Raw genomic sequence first — 18,646 nt, forward strand, 5'->3', positions numbered from 1 at the left:
CCGCCCTCCGGCCCAACGGGCCACCGGCTCGTCCCGATTGGACACGTTAGCCCGGTTGTGGGTCGGCTCCGTAACGTATCCGCGAACTTGTCAACACATCGACACACCGGTCATCCGGCCGTGACCTCGCAGGTCACAGGGGTCGCACCTCACCCGAGAGCCACGGCGCCGACGACCGCCACGAGGAGCAGGACGAGCAGCAGCACGACCGCGTACAGCAGCAGGCGGCCGTGCGGGCGGGGCGCCGGCTCCGGTTCCGGCCGGTCCCACCACGGGAGGGTCGGATCGTCCTCGTACCCCTCCGTCCCCGCGTCGCCCGGCGGACGGTCCGGATCCGGTGCGGCCGCCGGGCGCGGCCAGGCCTCGACGGCGAGTTCCCACCGCACGGCGTGCCGTTCGGCGTCCGAGTCGGCGAGGCCCGCGACCCGGCACAGCGCGACGACGGCCTGCCGGGGCGGTGGCTGCACGGCGTTGAGATAGCGCTGCCACGACGACTTGCTGTACGCGGTACGGACACCCAGCGCGACCAGGCTGAGGCCGGTGTCGTCCTTGAGGAGCCGCAGCTGCTCCACGAAGTGCCGTACCTCCGGCGGGAGCCCCTCCGGCAGCGGCTGCCAGCCGCCCATCACGCACCTCCACGGCCTGCCTCGTCGCCGGTCGGTTGCCAGTTCAGAGCGGGTGACGACGGCGGACGGCCCGCCGGTTCCCGCGGGCCGTGGCAGTACGGGCGCCCCGTAGCGGAACTGTCACCTCTCTGCCACAGCCGACGGACAGCCGTTGAACAGCCGCCGCGCGCTGGGAAGGCTGATTCCCGACGGCGGCCCGTCCTGCTCGGGGGAGAGGACGGGCCGCCTTGCGGTCGGGGCAGATTGTCCACGCGACCGGCCCCCACCACCCGCAGCCGAAACGGAACGGAACGGAACGGAACGGCCTAGTTCTTCATCGTGAAATGCAGCGTGTCCTTCAGATAGGGAATCACCAGCCACGGCTTCGGCTGCGCCATCAGCGCCAGCAGCACGATGGCCAGCCCCAGCACCCCGTACGTGGCGATGTCCGTGAACCGCGACCGGACCGCCAGCATCCCCACGCTCGGCAGTATCCACCGCATCACCGCCCCGCCCAGCAGCGCCGCCCCGATCAGCAGCGCGCCGACCCGGAACTGGTCGAGCGAGGTCAGCAGCAGCCCCAGCGCGACGGTCGCCAGCACCACCAGCATCGGCCACTGCCGGGCCGGCGCCGGCAGGTCCCCCGACGCGGCCCTGCCGCCCCCCTCGGGGCGGGCGGTGTCCCGCGTGAACAGCGGGAAGCGGCGCGTGGCCCGCCGGGGCCGCCCCTGCGCGTCCGGAGCGCTGATCGCGTCGCGGACCGTCGGCTCGTCGTCGTGCGCCTGCTCAGCCGGCACTGCGTTCCGCCGCCTCGACCACGTTGACGAGCAGCTGCGCCCTGGTCATCGGCCCGACCCCGCCGGGGTTCGGCGAGAGCCACCCGGCGACCTCGGCGACCCCGGGGTGCACGTCCCCGACGATCTTGCCGTCGGCGTTGCGGGAGACACCGACGTCGAGGACGGCGGCGGCGGCGATGATGATGTCGGCGCGCCTCAGGTGCGACGCGAGGTCCCGGGTGCCGGTGTGGCACTGGGTCACCGTGGCGTTCTCGCTGCGCCGGGTGAGCAGCAGCGGCATCGGTCGGCCGATGGTCACCCCGCGGCCGACGACCACGACCTCGGCGCCCTTGATCTCGACGCCGTACCGGCGCAGCAGCGTGAGCACGCCGTTGGGGGTGCAGGGCAGCGGCGCGGGCTCGTTCAGGACGAGGCGGCCGAGGTTCGTCGGGTGCAGGCCGTCCGCGTCCTTGTGCGGGTCCATCAGCTCCAGGATGCGGTTCTCGTCGATGCCCTTGGGCAGCGGCAGCTGGACGATGTAACCGGTGCAGGCGGGGTCGCCGTTGAGTTCGCGGACGACCGCCTCGATCTCCTCCTGGGTCGCGGTGGCCGGGAGTTCGCGCTGGATGGAGGCGATGCCGACCTGGGCGCAGTCGCGGTGCTTGCCGGCGACGTACTTCTGGCTGCCGGGGTCGTCCCCGACGAGGATCGTGCCGAGGCCGGGCGTGACGCCCTTCTCCTTCAGCGCCGCCACGCGGGCGGTCAGATCGGACTTGATCGCGGCTGCGGTGGCCTTGCCATCGAGAATCTGGGCGGTCATGGCTCCATCCTCGCGGATGCCGGTCTCCCGGTTCCAGTCGGGTGTGCGGTCATGATCAATGATGTTGCACTTGCACAACACATCGCTAATCGGACTGGACAACAACTCGCCCGTACTCAACGATGAACGGCGCAGTACCGCGGTCCGGTGGGGGGCAAAACCGCTCAGTTCATGACGTACCTCCGTCCTTGTCCGCGTCGTCCCCGCAGGTCAAACGGAGGAAACCCGTCATGAGTTTCGGCGCGCCCAACAACCCCTACGGTCAGCCGCAGGACCCGCAGCAGGGCCAGCCCGGCTACGGCTACCCGCAGCAGCCCGGCTACCAGCAGGCCCCGCAGGGCGTCCCGCCGCAGCAGGGCTACGGCTACCCACAGCAGCTGGGCTACCCCCAGCAGGGCGGTTACGGCTACCCGCAGCAGGGTTACGGCGCGACGCCGCCGTACGCGAACTGGGGCCAGCGCTTCGGCGGCACGATCGTCGACGGCCTGGTCTTCCTGGTGCCGTACATCCTGGTGCTCTTCAGCAGCAAGGCCGCGGTGCTGGGGATCATCGGCGGCCTGGCGATCCTCGGCCTCGCGATCTGGCAGCTGATCATGGAGGGCCGCACCGGCCAGACCATCGGCAAGAAGGCGCTGGGCATCCGCCTGGTCAAGGAGGCCACCGGCCAGCCGATCGGCGTCGGCATGGCGTTCGTGCGCCGTATCGCGCACATCCTGGACAGCCTCGCCTGCTACCTGGGCTGGCTGTGGCCGGCGTGGGACGCCAAGCGCCAGACGTTCGCCGACAAGGTCTGCGGCACGATCGTGATCCGCAGCAACTGAGCGTTCACCGGCACCCCAAGGGCCGTGTCCCCCGCTGCGGGGGACACGGCCCTTGTGTCTGCGCTCTTCTGCCGTGGCGGCTCAGTGGAAGAAGTGGCGCGTCCCGGTGAAGTACATCGTCACGCCCGCCTTCTTCGCGGCCTCCACGACGAGTTCGTCGCGGACCGAACCGCCCGGCTGCACCACGGCCCTGACGCCGGCCGCGGTGAGGATCTCCAGGCCGTCCGGGAACGGGAAGAACGCGTCGGAGGCGGCGTAGGAGCCGCGTGCCCGCTCCTCCCCCGCCCGCTCGACGGCGAGCTTCGCGGAGTCGACGCGGTTGACCTGGCCCATGCCGACGCCGACCGAGGCGCCGTCCTTGGCGAGCAGGATGGCGTTGGACTTCACGGCCCGGCAGGCCTTCCAGGCGAAGGCGAGTTCCCGCAGCTCCTCGGGGCTCAGCGCCTCGCCGGTGGCCAGGGTCCAGTTGACCGGGTCGTCGCCGTCGGCCTGCAGGCGGTCGGTGACCTGGAGCAGCACACCGCCGTCGATCGCCTTGACCTCGACGGGGTTGGCGGGGGCACCCGGCGCCTTCAGCACCCGGATGTTCTTCTTCTTGGCGAGGGCTTCGAGGGCCCCCTCCTCGTAGTCGGGCGCGACGATGACCTCGGTGAAGATCTCCGCGACCTGCTCCGCCATCTCCCGGCTCACCGGCCGGTTGACGGCGATGACCCCGCCGAACGCGGACAGCGGGTCGCAGGCGTGCGCCTTGCGGTGCGCCTCGGCGACGTCCGAACCGACGGCGATGCCGCAGGGGTTGGCGTGCTTGATGATCGCGACGCACGGCTCGTCGTGGTCGTACGCGGCACGGCGCGCGGCGTCCGTGTCCGTGTAGTTGTTGTACGACATCTCCTTGCCGTGCAGCTGCTCGGCCTCGGCGAGACCGCCACCGGCGGCGTCGACGTAGAGGGCGGCGGGCTGGTGCGGGTTCTCGCCGTAGCGCAGGGTGTTCGCGCGCTCCCAGGTGGCGCCGAGGAAGTCGGGGAACTGCGAGTCGTCAACCGGCGCGTACTCCGAGGCGAACCAGGAGGCCACCGCCACGTCGTACGCGGCCGTGTGCTGGAAGGCCTCGGCCGCGAGCCGCTTGCGGGTGGCGAGGTCGAAGCCGCCTTCGGCGACGGCCTTGAGGACGTCGGCGTAGCGGGCGGGGCTGGTGACGATCGCGACCGAGGAATGGTTCTTGGCGGCCGCGCGGACCATCGAAGGACCGCCGATGTCGATCTGCTCGACGCACTCGTCGGGGGTGGCGCCGGAGGCGACGGTCTCGCGGAACGGATAGAGGTTGCTGACCACGAGGTCGAACGGTTCGATGCCGAGCTCTTCGAGCTGGCGCCGGTGGTCCTCGAGGCGCAGGTCGGCGAGGATGCCGGCGTGCACCCTGGGGTGCAGGGTCTTGACCCGGCCGTCCAGGCACTCCGGGAAGCCGGTGAGCTCCTCGACCTTGGTGACGGGCACGCCGGCGGCGGCGATGCGGGCGGCGGTCGAGCCGGTGGAGACGAGTGCGACACCGGCCTCGTGCAGCCCGCGGGCGAGCTCTTCGAGCCCGGTCTTGTCGTAGACGCTGACGAGCGCGCGACGGATGGCCCGCTTGCCGCTCTCGGCCGTGACAGTGCTCTCGGCGGTCACTGGATAACTACCTTTCGTCCCTCAATGCGATAGCCGTTGCGGGCGATCCGCCCCACGACCTCGACGAGCAGCCTTCGCTCGACGTCCTTGATGCGCTCGTGCAGCGCGCTCTCGTCGTCCTCGTCCCGGACCTCCACCACGCCCTGAGCGATGATCGGCCCGGTGTCGACGCCGTCGTCGACGAAGTGGACGGTGCAGCCGGTGACCCTGGCGCCGTACGCGAGCGCGTCCCGTACGCCGTGGGCCCCGGGGAAACTGGGCAGCAGGGCGGGGTGCGTGTTGACGGTCCGCCCCCCGAACCGCGCCAGGAACTCCTTCCCGACGATCTTCATGAAGCCGGCGGAGACCACCAGGTCGGGTTCGTGGGCGGCCACGGCCGCGGTCAGCGCCCGGTCCCACTCCTCCCGGGTCGCGAAGTCCTTCACCCTGGTCACGAACGTCGGGATCCCGGCCCGCTCGGCACGCGCGAGCCCCTCGATGCCGGCACGGTCGGCACCGACGGCGACGACCTCGGCACCGTAGGCCTCGGCGCCGTGCTCGGCGATCGCGTCGAGGAGCGCCTGGAGGTTGGTGCCGGATCCGGAGACCAGCACGACGAGGCGCTTGGCCACGGGCTTGGCGGCCACGGTGGGGCCCTTTCTCGGGGGAGCGTCGGTACGGCGGCCGGCCCCGCACCCGCTTTGTACATTCGTACGAGTGCTTCGCGCCCCGGGATACGGGGAAGTCTACGAAGCGGCCGACCGTCAGCAACGATACCGGCACACCGGGCGGCCCCCACGGGACGGGGGCGTGGCCGGAAGGTAGCGTCTGGGAGGTGGCGAGGCGGGAACGCGTCCGGGATACGACGCGTTCACGGGGTAGGCGGTCGTTCCGGCCGCCGTGCCGATCGCCCGCAGCCAGCCGCCGTATCCAGCCGTATCCGTATCCAGCCCATCCATCAGCTCTGTTCTGTTCATCTTGATCTAGGGGAAGACGCTCACTTGATGCCGGACCGCAGCCTGGGACTTCGCATGCTCCCCCCGCAGTCGGTACAGGGAGGGACAGGTTCCGCCGTGCTGCTGCGGGAGCGGCCGGCCTCGCCGCCGGACGCGCCCTCGGACCGGCCGAAGGGCGACCGTAAGGACGGCTCGACGGACGTCCCGAAGGGCGGCCGGAAGGACGGCCGGAAGGACGACAACCCCTTCGCCCCGCCGCCGGAGGGCACGCCGGACAGCCCGTGGCGGCCGCGCCGCCCAGCCGGTGACGACGACCGGGAAGCGCCGTGGGGCAGTCAGTGGAGCGACCGCCAGCCCGGCCGGCAGTCCGGCGGCTTCGGCCAGCGTCCCGACGGCGGCCCGGGCGGCGGCGGCCAGAACGGCCCCGGCGGTCCCGGCGGCCCCGGGATGCGCTGGGACCCGACCGACCCGGCCCAGCGGCGGGCGCGGTACGCCCTGCTGTGCGGCATGTGGGCCTTCCTCTTCGCGCTCTTCAGCTGGCCGTACGTGGCGCTGCTGCTCGGCGCCCTGGCCCTCTACTGGGGCATCAGCGCACTCCGCGCCAAGCCGCGCGACCCGGACGAAGCGGTCACCGGCCGCCCCCAGACGACGGCGGCGATCAGCGGCCTGGTCACGGCGTCCCTGGCGCTGGCCCTGGTGGCGGCCAACTTCACGGCCCAGATGGTCTACCGCGACTACTACACCTGCGTCTCGGACGCCCTCACCAACGAGGCCAAGCAGTCCTGCGACCACCTGCTGCCGCAGGAGCTGCGCGGGGTCCTGGGGAGCGGGAACAGCTGACGCCGCGGAGGTGACGGGGCCGGGCGGTCAGGGGCCGTCCGGGTCCTCGCCCTCGTCCTCGTCCGTCGGCTCGGACAGCTTCCGCAGCGCGGTCCAGCGGGCCTTGCGCGCCGCCTCGTCCTCCCAGGGGCCGGGCGGCGGGTCGACGGGCTGCAACTCGCCGGGCAGCGGGGCGACGGGGAGCGCTTCGCCGGGCCACGCGTCGCCGGGCAGCGCATGGCCGGGCCGCGCGTCGCCGGGCAGGGGGTCGACGGGGAGGCGATCGTGCGGCTCGGCCGGCAGCGCCTCGTACCGCTCGGAGGCGTCGCCGTCGCCGTCGGCCTGGTCGGGCAGCAGTCCGGCCACGAAGACCGGGGCCGGGGTCGCCGCCGGCGGCTGGTCCGGAGCGGGGGTCGAGGTCCGGGCCGGGGCCGACGGCGTCCGGCTCGCCTGCGCCCGTTCCTGCTCCGTGGCCTGCCCGTCCCGCGGCTTCCGCCCGGCGAAGCCCAGCCACGCGGCGAGCGAGTCGGCGCCCTCCCTCCGCCAGGCCCGCAGCGTCAGGGCGGTCGGCAGGCCCACCAGGAGGAGCCAGCCGCCGGCCGCCGCGCCCGTCTGCCACCAGACCGGGCCGAAGGAGGCGAGCGCGGCGACGCCCAGCGGGCCGCCCGCCAGCTCGGCCAGCGCCGCGAGCAGCAGCGCGCCCAGCAGCGCCGCCAGTGCCGCCACCCCGGCCGTGCGCTCGGCCGACCAGCGCCGCTCGGCCGCCCGCGCCGCGACGAACCACGCCACCGTCACGCCGGCCACCACCGGCACCGCCCCGGCCACCCAGTGCACCCAGGTCCCGGGACCGTGCTGCGGCACCGCCGCCAGCAGCGGGAAGGGCGGGAGCAACGGTGCCGGATCCGAGGCCAGCGGGGTCACATGATGCCCGGCGCCGAGCGCGAAGCCGGGGCCCACGGAGTACGACGCGGCCCACACCGCCGCGTTCGGGATCAGCGAGAGGCAGAGGAACAGGACCGCGCACCGGCCCGTCCAGCCCTCCGTCAGCTGCAGGAACGACGCCCGCGCGGTGTCCCCGTGCCCCACCAGCGACACCGCGAGCAGCAGCGTGCCGCCGCCGAGGAACACGGCCGCCGCGGCCAGCGACGCGCGCAGGGCCGTACCCCACCGCACCCATGTGTCGCGCCCGAGCAGCCGCCGCCGTACCGCACCCGGCAGGAGCGGCACCAGGCGCAGCAGCGGTTCACGCGGCCGGCCGTACGCCGTCCACACCCCGGCGCCCGCCGCGCACGCCGCGAGCAGAGGCGGAGAGACCGCCACCCACGCCCACTGCGGCCGCAGCGCGCCGCCGGACGCGTACAGGGCGGCGCAGCCGCCGACGCCGAGGTAGCCGGCGACGACCCCGGCCCAGGCCGTACGGGCGCGGACCGGCGGCGGGGCGTCGGGGTCGTCGCCGTCCGGCGCGTCCACCGCGTACCGCGCCGCCCGGTGCAGCAGCAGCGCCGGCACCAGGAGGAGCAGCAACGGTGTCACCCCGACCGGCGCCGGCACTCCGGACAGCGTGTCGGTACGCACCAGTTCGACACCGTGGGCGAGCAGCCACAACGCGGCCGCGACGTGCAGCGCCCCACCCGGTCCGCTGTCGGGGTAGGGCGAGCTCACCCACAGCGCGGTCGCCAGCACGGCGAAGGACCCGAGTCCGAGTCCGGCCGCGAGCGCACCGGCCGCCAGGCTCGCGCCCAGCCCCGGGGAACGGTCGCGCACCCGGCTGAGCAGCGGCGGCGACGAGTGCCGGCGGGAGGACAACGACGGTCGGCGGGCGGTCATCCGAATCACGACCGCCATGCTCCCAACGACACGCGCTTTCCCGTCGTAACCGGTGAACAGCCGAAGTGTCGCTCAATATATGTTTATGTGCTTTTTCGAAGGGAGGTGCGCCCGATGACGCAGAGCCCCGGTCATGCCCACGAGGCCGGACCGTCACCCGCTCTGACGCCCGCTCAGGCCTTCGACGCGCTCTACGCGTTCTGCGCCCCGGCCCTGGTGCGGCAGGCCTACCTGCTCACCGGCCGCCGGGAGCTGGCGCAGGAGGCCGTCGAGCGGGCCTTCCAACTGGCCTGGCAGAACTGGCCCCAGGTGGCCCGCGACCGGGATCCGGCCGGCTGGGTGCGGGCGGCGGCGCACGAGTGTGCGCTCTCCCCCTGGCACCGCTTCCGGCTGCGCTACCGCCACCCCGAGCCGCCGCCGGCCGATGCGGCCGACCGCGCGCTCCTGGAGGCGCTGCTGAAGCTGCCGCCGACGTACCGGCGCACGCTGCTGCTGTACGACGGCATCGGCCTCGACCTGCCGGAGACCGCGGCGGAGACGGAGGCGAGCACGCCGGCGGCGGCCGGCCGGCTGACCCGGGCGCGGCGGCTGGTCGCCGGCCAGGTGCCGGAACTCGCCGACCCCGCCGCACTGCACCGGCGGCTGGCCGAGCTGGCCTCGACGGAGCGGCTGCGGGCGGCCCAGCCGCCCACCGTGCGGACGTACGCCGAACGGCGGACCCGTTTCTGGACCCGGTCCGCCCTCGCCTTCACGGCGACGATCATCGCGGCGACGACCCTCACGCTGCGGACGGCGCCGACGCACTACGAGGCGCCGATCGGCCCGGCGCAGGCGATCAGCGGGGTGCCGGCGGAGGTGGGGATGGGGCCGCTGTCCGCCGGGGAGCGGGCGTTGCAGGCGAAGCTGCGGAAGTCTGCCGACAGCGGACCGGAGAGGGTGGTACCGGTGGCGAGATAGCCGTCGTTCGGCTGTCGGCCGGTGGGGGCTGGTCGCGCAGTTCCTCCTCCAGCCTTCGGCCGGGGGTACCCCCAGCGCCCCTTACGGGGCGCAGTCCAGCCGCCCCTTCTCAGCGGCACCCCACAAGCGCGGGCGAGTGAAAACGCCGGTAGGCCCGCCCCCACCTCGGGGAACGGGCCTACCGGCATACCGTCACGCAGTTGTTCAGCCGGCGAGGATCTCGCGCGCCAGCTTCGCCGTCTCGGTCGGGGTCTTGCCGACCTTGACGCCCGCGGCCTCCAGGGCCTCCTTCTTCGCCTGGGCGGTGCCCGACGAACCGGAGACGATGGCGCCGGCGTGACCCATGGTCTTGCCCTCCGGCGCGGTGAAGCCCGCGACGTAGCCGACGACCGGCTTGGTCACGTTCTTCGCGATGAAGTCCGCGGCCCGCTCCTCGGCGTCGCCACCGATCTCACCGATCATCACGATCAGGTCGGTGTCGGGGTCGGCCTCGAACGCGGCGAGCGCGTCGATGTGCGTCGTGCCGATGATCGGGTCGCCACCGATGCCGACGGCGGTCGAGAAGCCGATGTCACGGAGCTCGTACATCATCTGGTACGTCAGCGTGCCGGACTTCGAGACCAGGCCGATACGGCCCGGCTTGGTGATGTCGCCCGGGATGATGCCGACGTTGGACTGGCCGACGGTGATGATGCCGGGGCAGTTCGGGCCGATGATCCGGGTCTTGTTGCCCTTCTTGCCGGCGTACGCCCAGAACGACGCCGAGTCGTGCACGGCGATGCCCTCGGTGATCACGACGGCCAGCGGGATCTCGGCGTCGATGGCCTCGACGACCGCGTCCTTGGTGAACTTCTCCGGCACGAAGATGACGGAGACGTTGGCGCCGGTCTTCTCGATGGCCTCGGCGACGGTCCCGAACACGGGCACCTCGGTGCCGTCGAAGTCCACGGTCTGCCCCGCCTTGCGCGGGTTCACGCCGCCCACGACGTTGGTGCCGTCGCCCAGCATGAGCTTGGTGTGCTTCATGCCCGTGGCGCCGGTCATGCCCTGGACGATGACCTTGCTGTCCTTGTTGAGCCAGATAGCCATGGTGTGTTGTGTCCTCGTCCTGAGTGCTTACTTGGCGGCGTTTGCCAGCTCGGCGGCCTTGTCGGCGGCGCCGTCCATGGTGTCGACGCGCTGCACCAGCGGGTGGTTGGCGTCGGTGAGGATCTTGCGGCCCAGCTCGGCGTTGTTGCCGTCGAGGCGGACGACGAGCGGCTTGGAGACGTCCTCGCCGCGGTCCTCCAGGAGCTTCAGGGCCTGCACGATGCCGTTGGCGACCTCGTCGCAGGCGGTGATGCCACCGAAGACGTTGACGAAGACCGACTTGACGTCGGGGTCACCCAGGATGATCTCCAGGCCGTTCGCCATGACCTGGGCGGACGCGCCACCGCCGATGTCCAGGAAGTTGGCGGGCTTGACGCCACCGTGGTTCTCACCGGCGTACGCGACGACGTCCAGGGTGCTCATGACGAGACCCGCGCCGTTGCCGATGATGCCGACCTCGCCGTCGAGCTTGACGTAGTTGAGGTTCTTCTCCTTGGCGGCGGCCTCCAGCGGGTTGGCCGCGGCCTTGTCGTGGAGCTCAGCCCAGTCCGCGTGGCGGAACTCGGCGTTGTCGTCCAGCGACACCTTGCCGTCGAGGGCGATGACGTCACCGGAGGCGACCTTCGCGAGCGGGTTGACCTCGACCAGGAGGGCGTCCTCCTTGATGAAGGTGTCCCACAGCCGGACCAGGACGTCGGCCACCTTGTCGGCGACCTCGGCCGGGAACTTCGCCGCGGCGACGATCTCCTTGGCCTTCGCGAGGTCCACACCGTCGATCGCGTCGATGGGCGTCTTGGCGACGGCCTCGGGGCGGGTGGCCGCCACCTCCTCGATCTCCATGCCGCCCTCGACGGAGGCGATGGAGAGGAAGGTGCGGTTGGCACGGTCGAGGAGGAAGGAGACGTAGTACTCCTCGAGGATCTCCGGGGCCGTCTCGGCGATCATCACCTTGTGGACCGTGTGGCCCTTGATGTCCATGCCGAGGATGTCCGTCGCCCGGGCGACGGCCTCGTCCGCGGAGGCGGCCAGCTTGACGCCACCGGCCTTGCCGCGGCCACCGACCTTCACCTGCGCCTTGACGACGGACTTGCCGCCCAGCCGCTCGGTGATCGCGCGCGCCGCCTCAGGCGTGTCGATGACTTCACCGGCCAGCACCGGTACATCGTGCTTGGCGAAGAGGTCCCTCGCCTGGTACTCGAACAGGTCCACGCGCTTCCGTCCCTATCAGTGATCTCGCGGTTCGTTGGATGCGTGGGCGTGCCGCGAAGGGCAACGTGACGTCCGCATGGGTCACAAGGGGTGCGCACACGGTGTCCGAGCGCGCGGCATGTCCGTCTCGCAGATTATCGCCGCTCGCTGGGGGTCTCTAAATCGGGAGTCACACCTGAGCGGTGATACCTGTCACATGATGCCGGGTAACCGGGGTTTCGGTGGCACGGCGTGCCGCCCCGCGTGCGAAGGGCGAGGCCTCACCGGGCTGGGGTTGGCCCGGTGAGGCCTCAGGCCCGGAGGATTTCCGGTCCTCGGGCCGGGCGGCCGCAACCCCCGCCCCAGGGGGAGGGCCGCCCCGAACCGTGGGATTCCGGCCGGACGGACCGACGGCGTTCGGCCGTCCGCACCGAGCCGCCCACGGAGTCGCGGGAAGCGGGTCGCCCAGGCCTACGCCCGGCGGCCGGCCTCCGGGGACATGAAGCTGCCTGCCGAGAGGAACTGGCCGGCGGCGGTGTCCGTGAGCATGGTCGCGGCGCGGTCCTGGAGGGCCTGGGCGTGAGCCCGGGCGGTGGCCTGCGCCCTGGCCGTGGCCGTCGCGGCGCGGGCCGCACGGGCGCCCTGGATGGCCTGGGCGCCACGGATCCGGGCCGCCCGGCCCGGATCGGCGGGCGTCTCCCCGGCGCGGGCCGCCGCGGGCCGGCCGAACGCCCCCGTCCAGCTCCCGCCTGCGGCTATGACCATGGAACGGCCGATGTACTCGTTCATGCGTGCGTCAGTCCTTCGGGGCTCCGGCGCGTCTTCCGCGCGCGTACGGAGCCGGGAGAGCTTCCGGTGGGGCCGGAAGCGCGGCTGGGGACATCGCCACCCGGAGCGTCGGCAGGGGTACCGAGGCGTGCTCACGGAGTCCGGAAGGGGGATCTCCGCGGGGGTCCGGGCGGGCGGGCAGACCTGTTCCGCCCCCGCGCGGCAGGTCTGTGGCGGGGAAGGTGGCCGCCGGTCCTAGCCGGGGAAGAGGGGGATGTCCCGGTACCTGTCCAGGGTTCCGGCCGCGTCGGTACGCGCGGCGGCACCGGTCGCGAGCCCGAGCGGCGCCCGGTCGGCGAAGGTCACGGCCTGTGCGTCACCGTGCCGGGAGGGGGCGGCGTCCACCGCGGCCTTGCCCAGCACGCCGTCCGGGTCTCCGGCGGGTGCGGGGTGGGCAGGAGCGCCGGCGGCGCGGTCGGTGGCGCGGCCGGCGCGGTGCCCGTCGGTGTGCGGCGCCCTGCCGGACGTGAAGGTCACGGCGGCGCTGTTCCGCGGGCCGTACGAGGCGGCAGTGGCCGGCGCCGCCGTCGCGGCTTCCGTACGGCGCGTGTCGTGCCCGGCGACGTGCGGGACCGGTGTCCGCGGCTGCGCCTGCGCGGGGCCGGGCGCCGGGGTCTTGGGTGCCGGATCCGCCCCGGCCTGCGGGCCGGAGACGACGGGCAGCTCCGGAACCTGCACCACCGGCACGACCGGCAGCTTGGTCACCTGCCGCACTGTTTCGGTGAGCGTCTCGGTGAGCGTGCCGGTCAGGGCCGAGGCGACGGGAGAGGACACGGTCCTCGTGACGGTGTCGTTCACGGTGTCGGCCACCGTGCCGGTCACGGCCCGCACGGCTTCGCCGACGCCGTCCACCACCGGCACGGCCTTGACGACGGGCTTCCGCACCGCCGCCGGCTCCCGATGCGGCGTCACCGCGTCCCGCACCGCGAGCCTCTGCGGCACCGCCGACGTCACGACCGCCGTCAGCGCCGGCAACGGCGCTGACGGCCTCAGCGACGGTGCCGACAACGGAGTCGGCGGCACCCCCTCGGCCGCCTGTGCCCGCTGCCCGCAGAGGAGACCGAGTGCGAGCAGTCCGCCGACCAGCAGCGCCAGGTACAGCGCACGCCGCCCCGGCGCCGTACGCAACACGCGCACGGCGGCACCGGGCAGAACTGCTGGCGAGGTCAAGGCGGGGAGGATCCTCCCGTGCGGCGGAACGGAGCAGAAGGGGCCCAACGGCGTGAAGGCCGGTGAAAGACCCGTGGAGACTTCGATCCTCGCACGGGACTCCCGAGGTCGCGCAAGCCCCCCGTTACCGATGGGTAGTCATGTCCGTTTTGGCGCCCGGTGCCTGACATCGCCGAGTCGACAAGTCACCCTTCGGGCCCGGCGTCAGACGGTGTCCGGTACCGGGATCGGCCGCTTCTCGATCGCAGCCGCCATCACCTCGGGGAAGAGGTCGGGCGTGCACGCGAACGCCGGTGCCCCCAGCGCCGCGAGCGCCGCCGCGTGCTCCCGGTCGTACGCCGGCGCGCCCTCGTCCGACAGCGCGAGCAGCGCCACGAACTGCACCCCCGACGCCTTCATCGCCGCGACCCGCTTCAGCATCTCGTTCCGTATCCCGCCCTCGTAGAGGTCGCTGATGAGGACGACGACGGTCTCCGCGGGCCTGGTGATCTGCGACTGGCAGTACGCCAGTGCCCGGTTGATGTCCGTCCCGCCGCCGAGCTGGGTGCCGAAGAGGACGTCCACCGGGTCGTCCAGCTGGTCCGTGAGATCGACCACCGCGGTGTCGAAGACGACCAGCCGGGTGTCGATCGACCGCATGGACGCGAGGACCGCCCCGAACACCGAGGCGTACACCACCGAGGCCGCCATCGACCCGGACTGGTCGATGCAGAGCACCACCTCCTTCTTCACCGACTGCGACGCCCGCCCGTACCCGACCAGCCGCTCCGGTACCACCGTCCGGTACTCGGGCAGGTAGTTCTTGAGATTGGCCGCGATGGTGCGGTTCCAGTCGATGTCGTGGTGGCGCGGGCGGCTGACGCGGGCGCTGCGGTCGAGGGCGCCGGTGAGGGTGGCCCGGGTACGGGTGGCCAGCCGCTTCTCCAGGTCCTCGACGACCTTGCGCACGACCGCCCGTGCCGTCTCCTTGGTCGTCTCCGGCATCGCCTTGTTGAGCGAGAGCAGCGTGCCGACCAGGTGCACGTCCGCCTCCACCGCCTCCAGCATCTCCGGTTCGAGCAGCAGCGCGGCCAGCCCGAGCCGGTCGATGGCGTCACGCTGCATGACCTGCACGACGGACGACGGGAAGTAGGTCCGGATGTCCCCGAGCCAGCGCGCCACCGACGGCGCCGACGCCCCCAGCCCCGCCGAACGCTCCCGCCCCGACTGCGGTCTGTCCCCCTTCCCGTACAGCGCGGCCAGCGTCCCGTCCATCGCCGCGTCCCGCCCCGACAGCGCGCACCCGGTCCCGTCGGCGGCCTCGCCCCCGAGTACCAGCCGCCACCGCCGCAGCCGCTCCCGCGCGGGATCAGCGGTGCCGGTGCCGGTGTTGGTGCCGGTGTTGGTCCCGGTGCCGGTGTTGGTCCCGGTGCCGGTGTTGGTCCCGGTGCCGGTGTTGGTCCCGGTCCCCGTGCCCGCGTCCGTCGCCGCCGTCGCGTCCGTCGCCGCCGTCGCGTCCGTCGCCGCCGTCGCGTCCGTGGTCATCTCCCCGCCCCCACAAGGTCGTTGTCCGATTCCTCCGCCTCTTCCCCTTCGTCGAGGCCGAGCAGCAGGCGCAGCACCGGCAGTACGGCGTCGGCACGCCCGGTGTCCGGCTCGGCGCCGAACCCCGGTGTCCCGCCGGCCTGCCCCGTTCCGCCCCGGAGCCGCTCCCCCGGGCCACGGCGCACCATTTCGCCGATCGTCCGGCGTACCCCCGGCTCGTACACCGAGAACGTCCGGCGCAGCAGCGGCAGCACGTCCGTGAACGCCTCCGCCGGCACCCCGGTCAGCCAGGCGTCGACCAGGCCGAGCAGCCGCTCGTCGTGCACCAGCAGCATCCCGCCCCCGCCGCTGCCGCCGACGAACCCCTCGATCCAGGCGGCCGCGGCCGCCGGCGGGGTTCCCGGCGAGAGCACCAGACCCATCAGCCGCGCCGCCTCCTGCGGATCCAGCTCCCCCTCGTCGAGCAGGATCCGCACGGCCCGTCCGCGCAGCACCCCGGGCACGGTGTCCCGCCCGGAGAGCGTGCGCAGCACGGCCCGCCAGCGGAGGCGGAGGTCCGAGTGACCGGAGCCGGCCTGCGCCGCCGTCTCCCCGAGCAGGCCCACCGCCGTGTGCACCGCGTCCACATGGCCGCGCATCTCGTCGGCGGCATCCGCGTCGAGGGCGGCGCAGGCCGGCGGGAGCCCGACGAAGACCCGCTCGGCGAGACCCGCGGCGACCTCGGCGAGCGCCCGGGTGTCGGTGCCCCGCACGTCGCCGTAGCGCAGGGAGCGGACCAGGGCGGGCAGGGCCTGGGCGAGCCGGCCCACGTCGGTGTCCAGCGCGGCCCGGTCGGCGAGCGCCCGCATCACCACCGGCAGCGCGTCCGGCAGCCCGGCGAGCAGGCAGTGCTCGGCGAGCCCGGTGACGTCGGCGAGGTCGCTCGCCTGCACCGCGTCGGCCTCGGCCCTGCCCGTCGCCGCGCCCTCGACGGTCGTCCCCCACACGCCCGCCTCGGCCACCCGCACCGACAGCTCCGGCTCCCAGCGCAGCCGCCAGGTCTCCCGGAACGTACCGGTACTCCCCCGGGACTGCGCGGGCTCCCCCCATCCGACGCCGAGCAGCCGCAGCCGGTGCAGCAGCCGGCTGCGCCCCGCGTCGATCTCCTTGCGCAGGTCGAGCTCCAGCTCCCGCTCCAGCGCCTCCGGCTTCAGCCTGAGCCGGCGCTGCTCCCGCGCCAGGTCCCGCTGCAACGGCACCGCGGGCGCCGCCTCCGGCACCTCCCCCAGCACGTCCCCGACCACCAGCCGGTCGTGCACCAGCGCCAGCGGGACGTCCGAGCCCTCGCAGAGCACCGCCCGCACCGCGTCGGTCGTCTCGCCGAGGCCGGGCAGCGGGCGACCGCGCATCGCCGCGAGCGTCTCGGCCAGCCGTACCGCCTCGATGACGTGGGCCGAGGAGACGATCCGGTCCTCCTCACGGAGCAGTCCCGCCACCTTGGTGAGCCACCGCTCCACCGGCCGGTCCGGGGCGCGGAACAGATGGCCGTACCAGCCCGGCGAGTCGATGCCCGCGCCGTAGCCGCTCGCCCGCGCCAGCCGGCGGTTCGTCCACGGCACCCAGGTCAGGTCCGCCTTGACCTTGGGCAGCCCCTTCAGCAGTTCCCTGTCGGCGGCGACGGTGGTCTTCGCGTGCAGCGCCGGCACGTGCCAGGCCCCGCACACCACCGCGACCTGCTCCCCGAACTCCCGCTGTGCGGCGCGCAGCCTGAGCCGCATGTGGGCCTCCCGCACGGGATCCCGGTCGCGGCCGCCGGCCCCGTACGTCTCCCGCAGCGCCCCCATCGCCTCCGCCACCGCGGCGAACGGCGCGAACACGTCCCGCTCCGCCCCCCCGCCCCGGTGCTCGACGACGTCCTCCCACCAGCGCTCGGGGTCGTCGTAACCGGCGGCCTCGGCGAGCGCGGCGAGGGGGTCGACCCGGATCTGCTGCTGCCCGCTGCCGGACCCGCCGTCCGGTTCGCACGGGTCCTCCTGCCGCTCCCACGCCAGCGTGTGCGTGGCCGGCAGGTCGATGAAGCGGGCCGGGACCTCGTGCTCCAGGGCCCAGCGGAGCGCCACCCACTCGGGGCTGAAGTCGGCCAGCGGCCAGAACGCCGAGCGGCCTGGCTCGTCCACGGCGTGCGCGAGGAGCGCGACCGGTGGCCGCATCTCCGGGTCCGCGGCCAGCGGGATCAGCGCGTCGGCCTCGGGCGGCCCCTCGATCAGCACCACCCGCGGCCGGGCGGCGTCCAGCGCGGCCCGCACCGCCCGCGCGGAGCCGGGCCCGTGGTGCCGTACCCCCAGCAGCAGCGGCCCGGGGCCGGGCGACCGCCGCCACGCCGTGTCGTCGCTCATGCGCTCACCTCGCGGCAGGCGCGGTAGAAGTCCTTCCAGCCGTCCCGCTCGCGGACGACCGTCTCCAGGTACTCCTGCCAGACGACCCGGTCGGCGGCCGGATCGCGGACCACGGCTCCCAGAATCCCCGCGGCGACGTCACCGGCCCGCAGCACGCCGTCCCCGAAGTGCGCCGCCAGGGCGAGACCGCCGGTGACGACGGAGATCGCCTCGGCCGTGGAGAGCGTGCCGCTCGGCGACTTGATCCTGGTGCGGCCGTCGGCGGTCACGCCGTCGCGCAGCTCGCGGAAGACGGTGACGACGCGGCGGATCTCCTCGATGCCGTCGGGCACGGCCGGCAGGTCGAGGGAGCGGCCGAGCTGGTCGACGCGGCGCGCGACGATGTCGACCTCGGCGTCCGGGCTGTCCGGCAGGGGCAGCACCACGGTGTTGAAACGGCGGCGCAAAGCGCTGGAGAGCTCGTTGACCCCCCGGTCGCGGTCGTTGGCGGTGGCGATCAGGTTGAAGCCGCGGACCGCCTGCACCTCCTGGCCCAGCTCGGGGATGGGCAGGGTCTTCTCGGACAGGATCGTGATCAGCGTGTCCTGCACGTCGGCGGGGATCCGGGTGAGCTCCTCGACCCTCGCCGTCATGCCCTCCGCCATGGCCCGCATGACGGGGCTGGGCACGAGGGCGTCCCGGCTGGGGCCGTGGGCGAGCAGCTGCGCGTAGTTCCAGCCGTAGCGGATCGCCTCCTCCGGGGTGCCGGCCGTGCCCTGCACGAGGAGGGTCGAGTCGCCGCTGACGGCGGCGGCCAGGTGCTCGGAGACCCAGGTCTTGGCGGTGCCGGGCACGCCGAGCAGGAGCAGGGCGCGGTCGGTGGCGAGGGTGGTGACGGCGACCTCGACGATCCGGCGCGGGCCGACGTACTTCGGTGTGATCACCGTGCCGTCCGGCAGTGTGCCGCCGAGCAGGTAGGTGGCCACCGCCCACGGGGAGAGCCTCCAGCGGGCCGGGCGCGGCCGGTCGTCCTGTGCGGCCAGTGCCGCGAGTTCGGCGGCGAAGGCGTGCTCGGCATGCGGTCGCAGCGCGCTCTCGACGGTCGTCGGGTCGGTCGGTTCCACGGACACAGTCATGGCTGAGGCCCCCTCCAGCTCGGCCGGTTCGGATCTGGTGTCCACCGTGCACCACGCCACTGACAATCGCTCTGACCTGCGCAGATGTGCTCGTCGGGGCGATTGTCAGTGGCGGGATCTACCTTCGATGGC

Annotated in this window: 16 protein-coding genes; 3 read left to right on the forward strand and 13 right to left on the reverse strand. The window is 73.4% G+C overall.

Translation table 11 applies throughout. The annotated features are described in order from the left end of the window. Positions 1 to 149: 149 nt before the first annotated feature. The 3 genes from ACZ63F_RS15785 to ACZ63F_RS15795 all read right to left on the reverse strand — a co-directional run bounded on the left by ACZ63F_RS15785 (position 150) and on the right by ACZ63F_RS15795 (position 2,201). Entirely contained in the window at positions 150 to 626 is a 477-nt protein-coding gene (locus ACZ63F_RS15785; RefSeq protein WP_469711537.1) for a helix-turn-helix domain-containing protein, read from the reverse strand. A 305-nt stretch (positions 627 to 931) separates the two neighbouring features. After that, on the reverse strand, positions 932 to 1,402 hold the full coding sequence (locus ACZ63F_RS15790) for a DUF3017 domain-containing protein (protein WP_351957688.1): 471 nt from the start codon (positions 1,400 to 1,402) through the stop codon (positions 932 to 934). Continuing rightward, the gene (locus ACZ63F_RS15795; protein WP_469711539.1) at positions 1,392 to 2,201 is read right to left on the reverse strand and encodes a bifunctional methylenetetrahydrofolate dehydrogenase/methenyltetrahydrofolate cyclohydrolase; all 810 of its coding nucleotides are present in this window, start codon (positions 2,199 to 2,201) and stop codon (positions 1,392 to 1,394) included. The genes ACZ63F_RS15790 and ACZ63F_RS15795 overlap by 11 nt, the downstream gene beginning before the upstream one ends. A 230-nt stretch (positions 2,202 to 2,431) precedes the next feature. Here ACZ63F_RS15795 and ACZ63F_RS15800 point away from each other — a divergent pair, with 230 nt between their 5' ends. After that, complete coding sequence (locus ACZ63F_RS15800) at positions 2,432 to 3,022, forward strand: RDD family protein (protein WP_469711542.1); 591 nt, start codon at positions 2,432 to 2,434, stop codon at positions 3,020 to 3,022. 81 nt (positions 3,023 to 3,103) lie between these two features. Here the strand turns inward: ACZ63F_RS15800 and purH are convergent, their stop codons facing one another. Continuing rightward, positions 3,104 to 4,687, reverse strand: a complete 1,584-nt coding sequence (purH, locus tag ACZ63F_RS15805; RefSeq protein WP_469711544.1) for a bifunctional phosphoribosylaminoimidazolecarboxamide formyltransferase/IMP cyclohydrolase — start codon at positions 4,685 to 4,687, stop codon at positions 3,104 to 3,106. Next, positions 4,684 to 5,313 (reverse strand): phosphoribosylglycinamide formyltransferase, encoded by a 630-nt coding sequence (gene purN / locus ACZ63F_RS15810; RefSeq protein ID WP_457722681.1) that lies wholly within the window; start codon positions 5,311 to 5,313, stop codon positions 4,684 to 4,686. Before purN ends, purH begins: the two co-directional genes overlap by 4 nt. A gap of 357 nt (positions 5,314 to 5,670) precedes the next feature. Between purN and ACZ63F_RS15815 the strand changes: the two genes are divergently transcribed. Beyond that, positions 5,671 to 6,462 (forward strand): hypothetical protein, encoded by a 792-nt coding sequence (locus tag ACZ63F_RS15815; RefSeq protein WP_469711546.1) that lies wholly within the window; start codon positions 5,671 to 5,673, stop codon positions 6,460 to 6,462. A gap of 27 nt (positions 6,463 to 6,489) precedes the next feature. Here ACZ63F_RS15815 and ACZ63F_RS15820 read toward each other — a convergent pair whose 3' ends face one another. Beyond that, positions 6,490 to 8,286 carry a cell division protein PerM gene (locus ACZ63F_RS15820; RefSeq protein WP_469711549.1) on the reverse strand — a complete coding sequence of 599 codons (1,797 nt, stop codon included), beginning with the start codon at positions 8,284 to 8,286 and terminating at the stop codon, positions 6,490 to 6,492. A gap of 96 nt (positions 8,287 to 8,382) precedes the next feature. Here ACZ63F_RS15820 and ACZ63F_RS15825 point away from each other — a divergent pair, with 96 nt between their 5' ends. After that, the gene (locus ACZ63F_RS15825; protein ID WP_469711551.1) at positions 8,383 to 9,225 is read left to right on the forward strand and encodes an RNA polymerase sigma factor; all 843 of its coding nucleotides are present in this window, start codon (positions 8,383 to 8,385) and stop codon (positions 9,223 to 9,225) included. A 204-nt stretch (positions 9,226 to 9,429) separates the two neighbouring features. Here the strand turns inward: ACZ63F_RS15825 and sucD are convergent, their stop codons facing one another. The 7 genes from sucD to ACZ63F_RS15860 form a co-directional block, all read right to left on the reverse strand. Next, positions 9,430 to 10,314, reverse strand: coding sequence for a succinate--CoA ligase subunit alpha (gene sucD / locus ACZ63F_RS15830; RefSeq protein ID WP_093499555.1), 885 nt, complete (start codon positions 10,312 to 10,314; stop codon positions 9,430 to 9,432). Between the two features lie 27 nt (positions 10,315 to 10,341). Further along, positions 10,342 to 11,523: an ADP-forming succinate--CoA ligase subunit beta gene (gene sucC, locus ACZ63F_RS15835; RefSeq protein ID WP_352361772.1), complete on the reverse strand. Its 1,182-nt coding sequence runs from the start codon at positions 11,521 to 11,523 to the stop codon at positions 10,342 to 10,344. A 450-nt stretch (positions 11,524 to 11,973) separates the two neighbouring features. Further along, complete coding sequence (locus ACZ63F_RS15840) at positions 11,974 to 12,291, reverse strand: hypothetical protein (protein ID WP_469711555.1); 318 nt, start codon at positions 12,289 to 12,291, stop codon at positions 11,974 to 11,976. Positions 12,292 to 12,525: 234 nt separating this feature from the next. Then, complete coding sequence (locus tag ACZ63F_RS15845; protein WP_469711556.1) at positions 12,526 to 13,500, reverse strand: hypothetical protein; 975 nt, start codon at positions 13,498 to 13,500, stop codon at positions 12,526 to 12,528. Positions 13,501 to 13,704: 204 nt separating this feature from the next. Next, the gene (locus ACZ63F_RS15850; RefSeq protein ID WP_469711558.1) at positions 13,705 to 15,024 is read right to left on the reverse strand and encodes a VWA domain-containing protein; all 1,320 of its coding nucleotides are present in this window, start codon (positions 15,022 to 15,024) and stop codon (positions 13,705 to 13,707) included. After that, entirely contained in the window at positions 15,021 to 17,399 is a 2,379-nt protein-coding gene (locus tag ACZ63F_RS15855) for a DUF5682 family protein (RefSeq protein ID WP_469711561.1), read from the reverse strand. The genes ACZ63F_RS15850 and ACZ63F_RS15855 overlap by 4 nt, the downstream gene beginning before the upstream one ends. Continuing rightward, a complete protein-coding gene (locus tag ACZ63F_RS15860; RefSeq protein ID WP_352361762.1) occupies positions 17,396 to 18,514 on the reverse strand; it encodes an ATP-binding protein in 1,119 nt (372 codons plus the stop codon). Before ACZ63F_RS15860 ends, ACZ63F_RS15855 begins: the two co-directional genes overlap by 4 nt. Positions 18,515 to 18,646: the final 132 nt, after the last annotated feature.

It is taken from the genome of Streptomyces sp. NPDC104761, assembly GCF_055583445.1.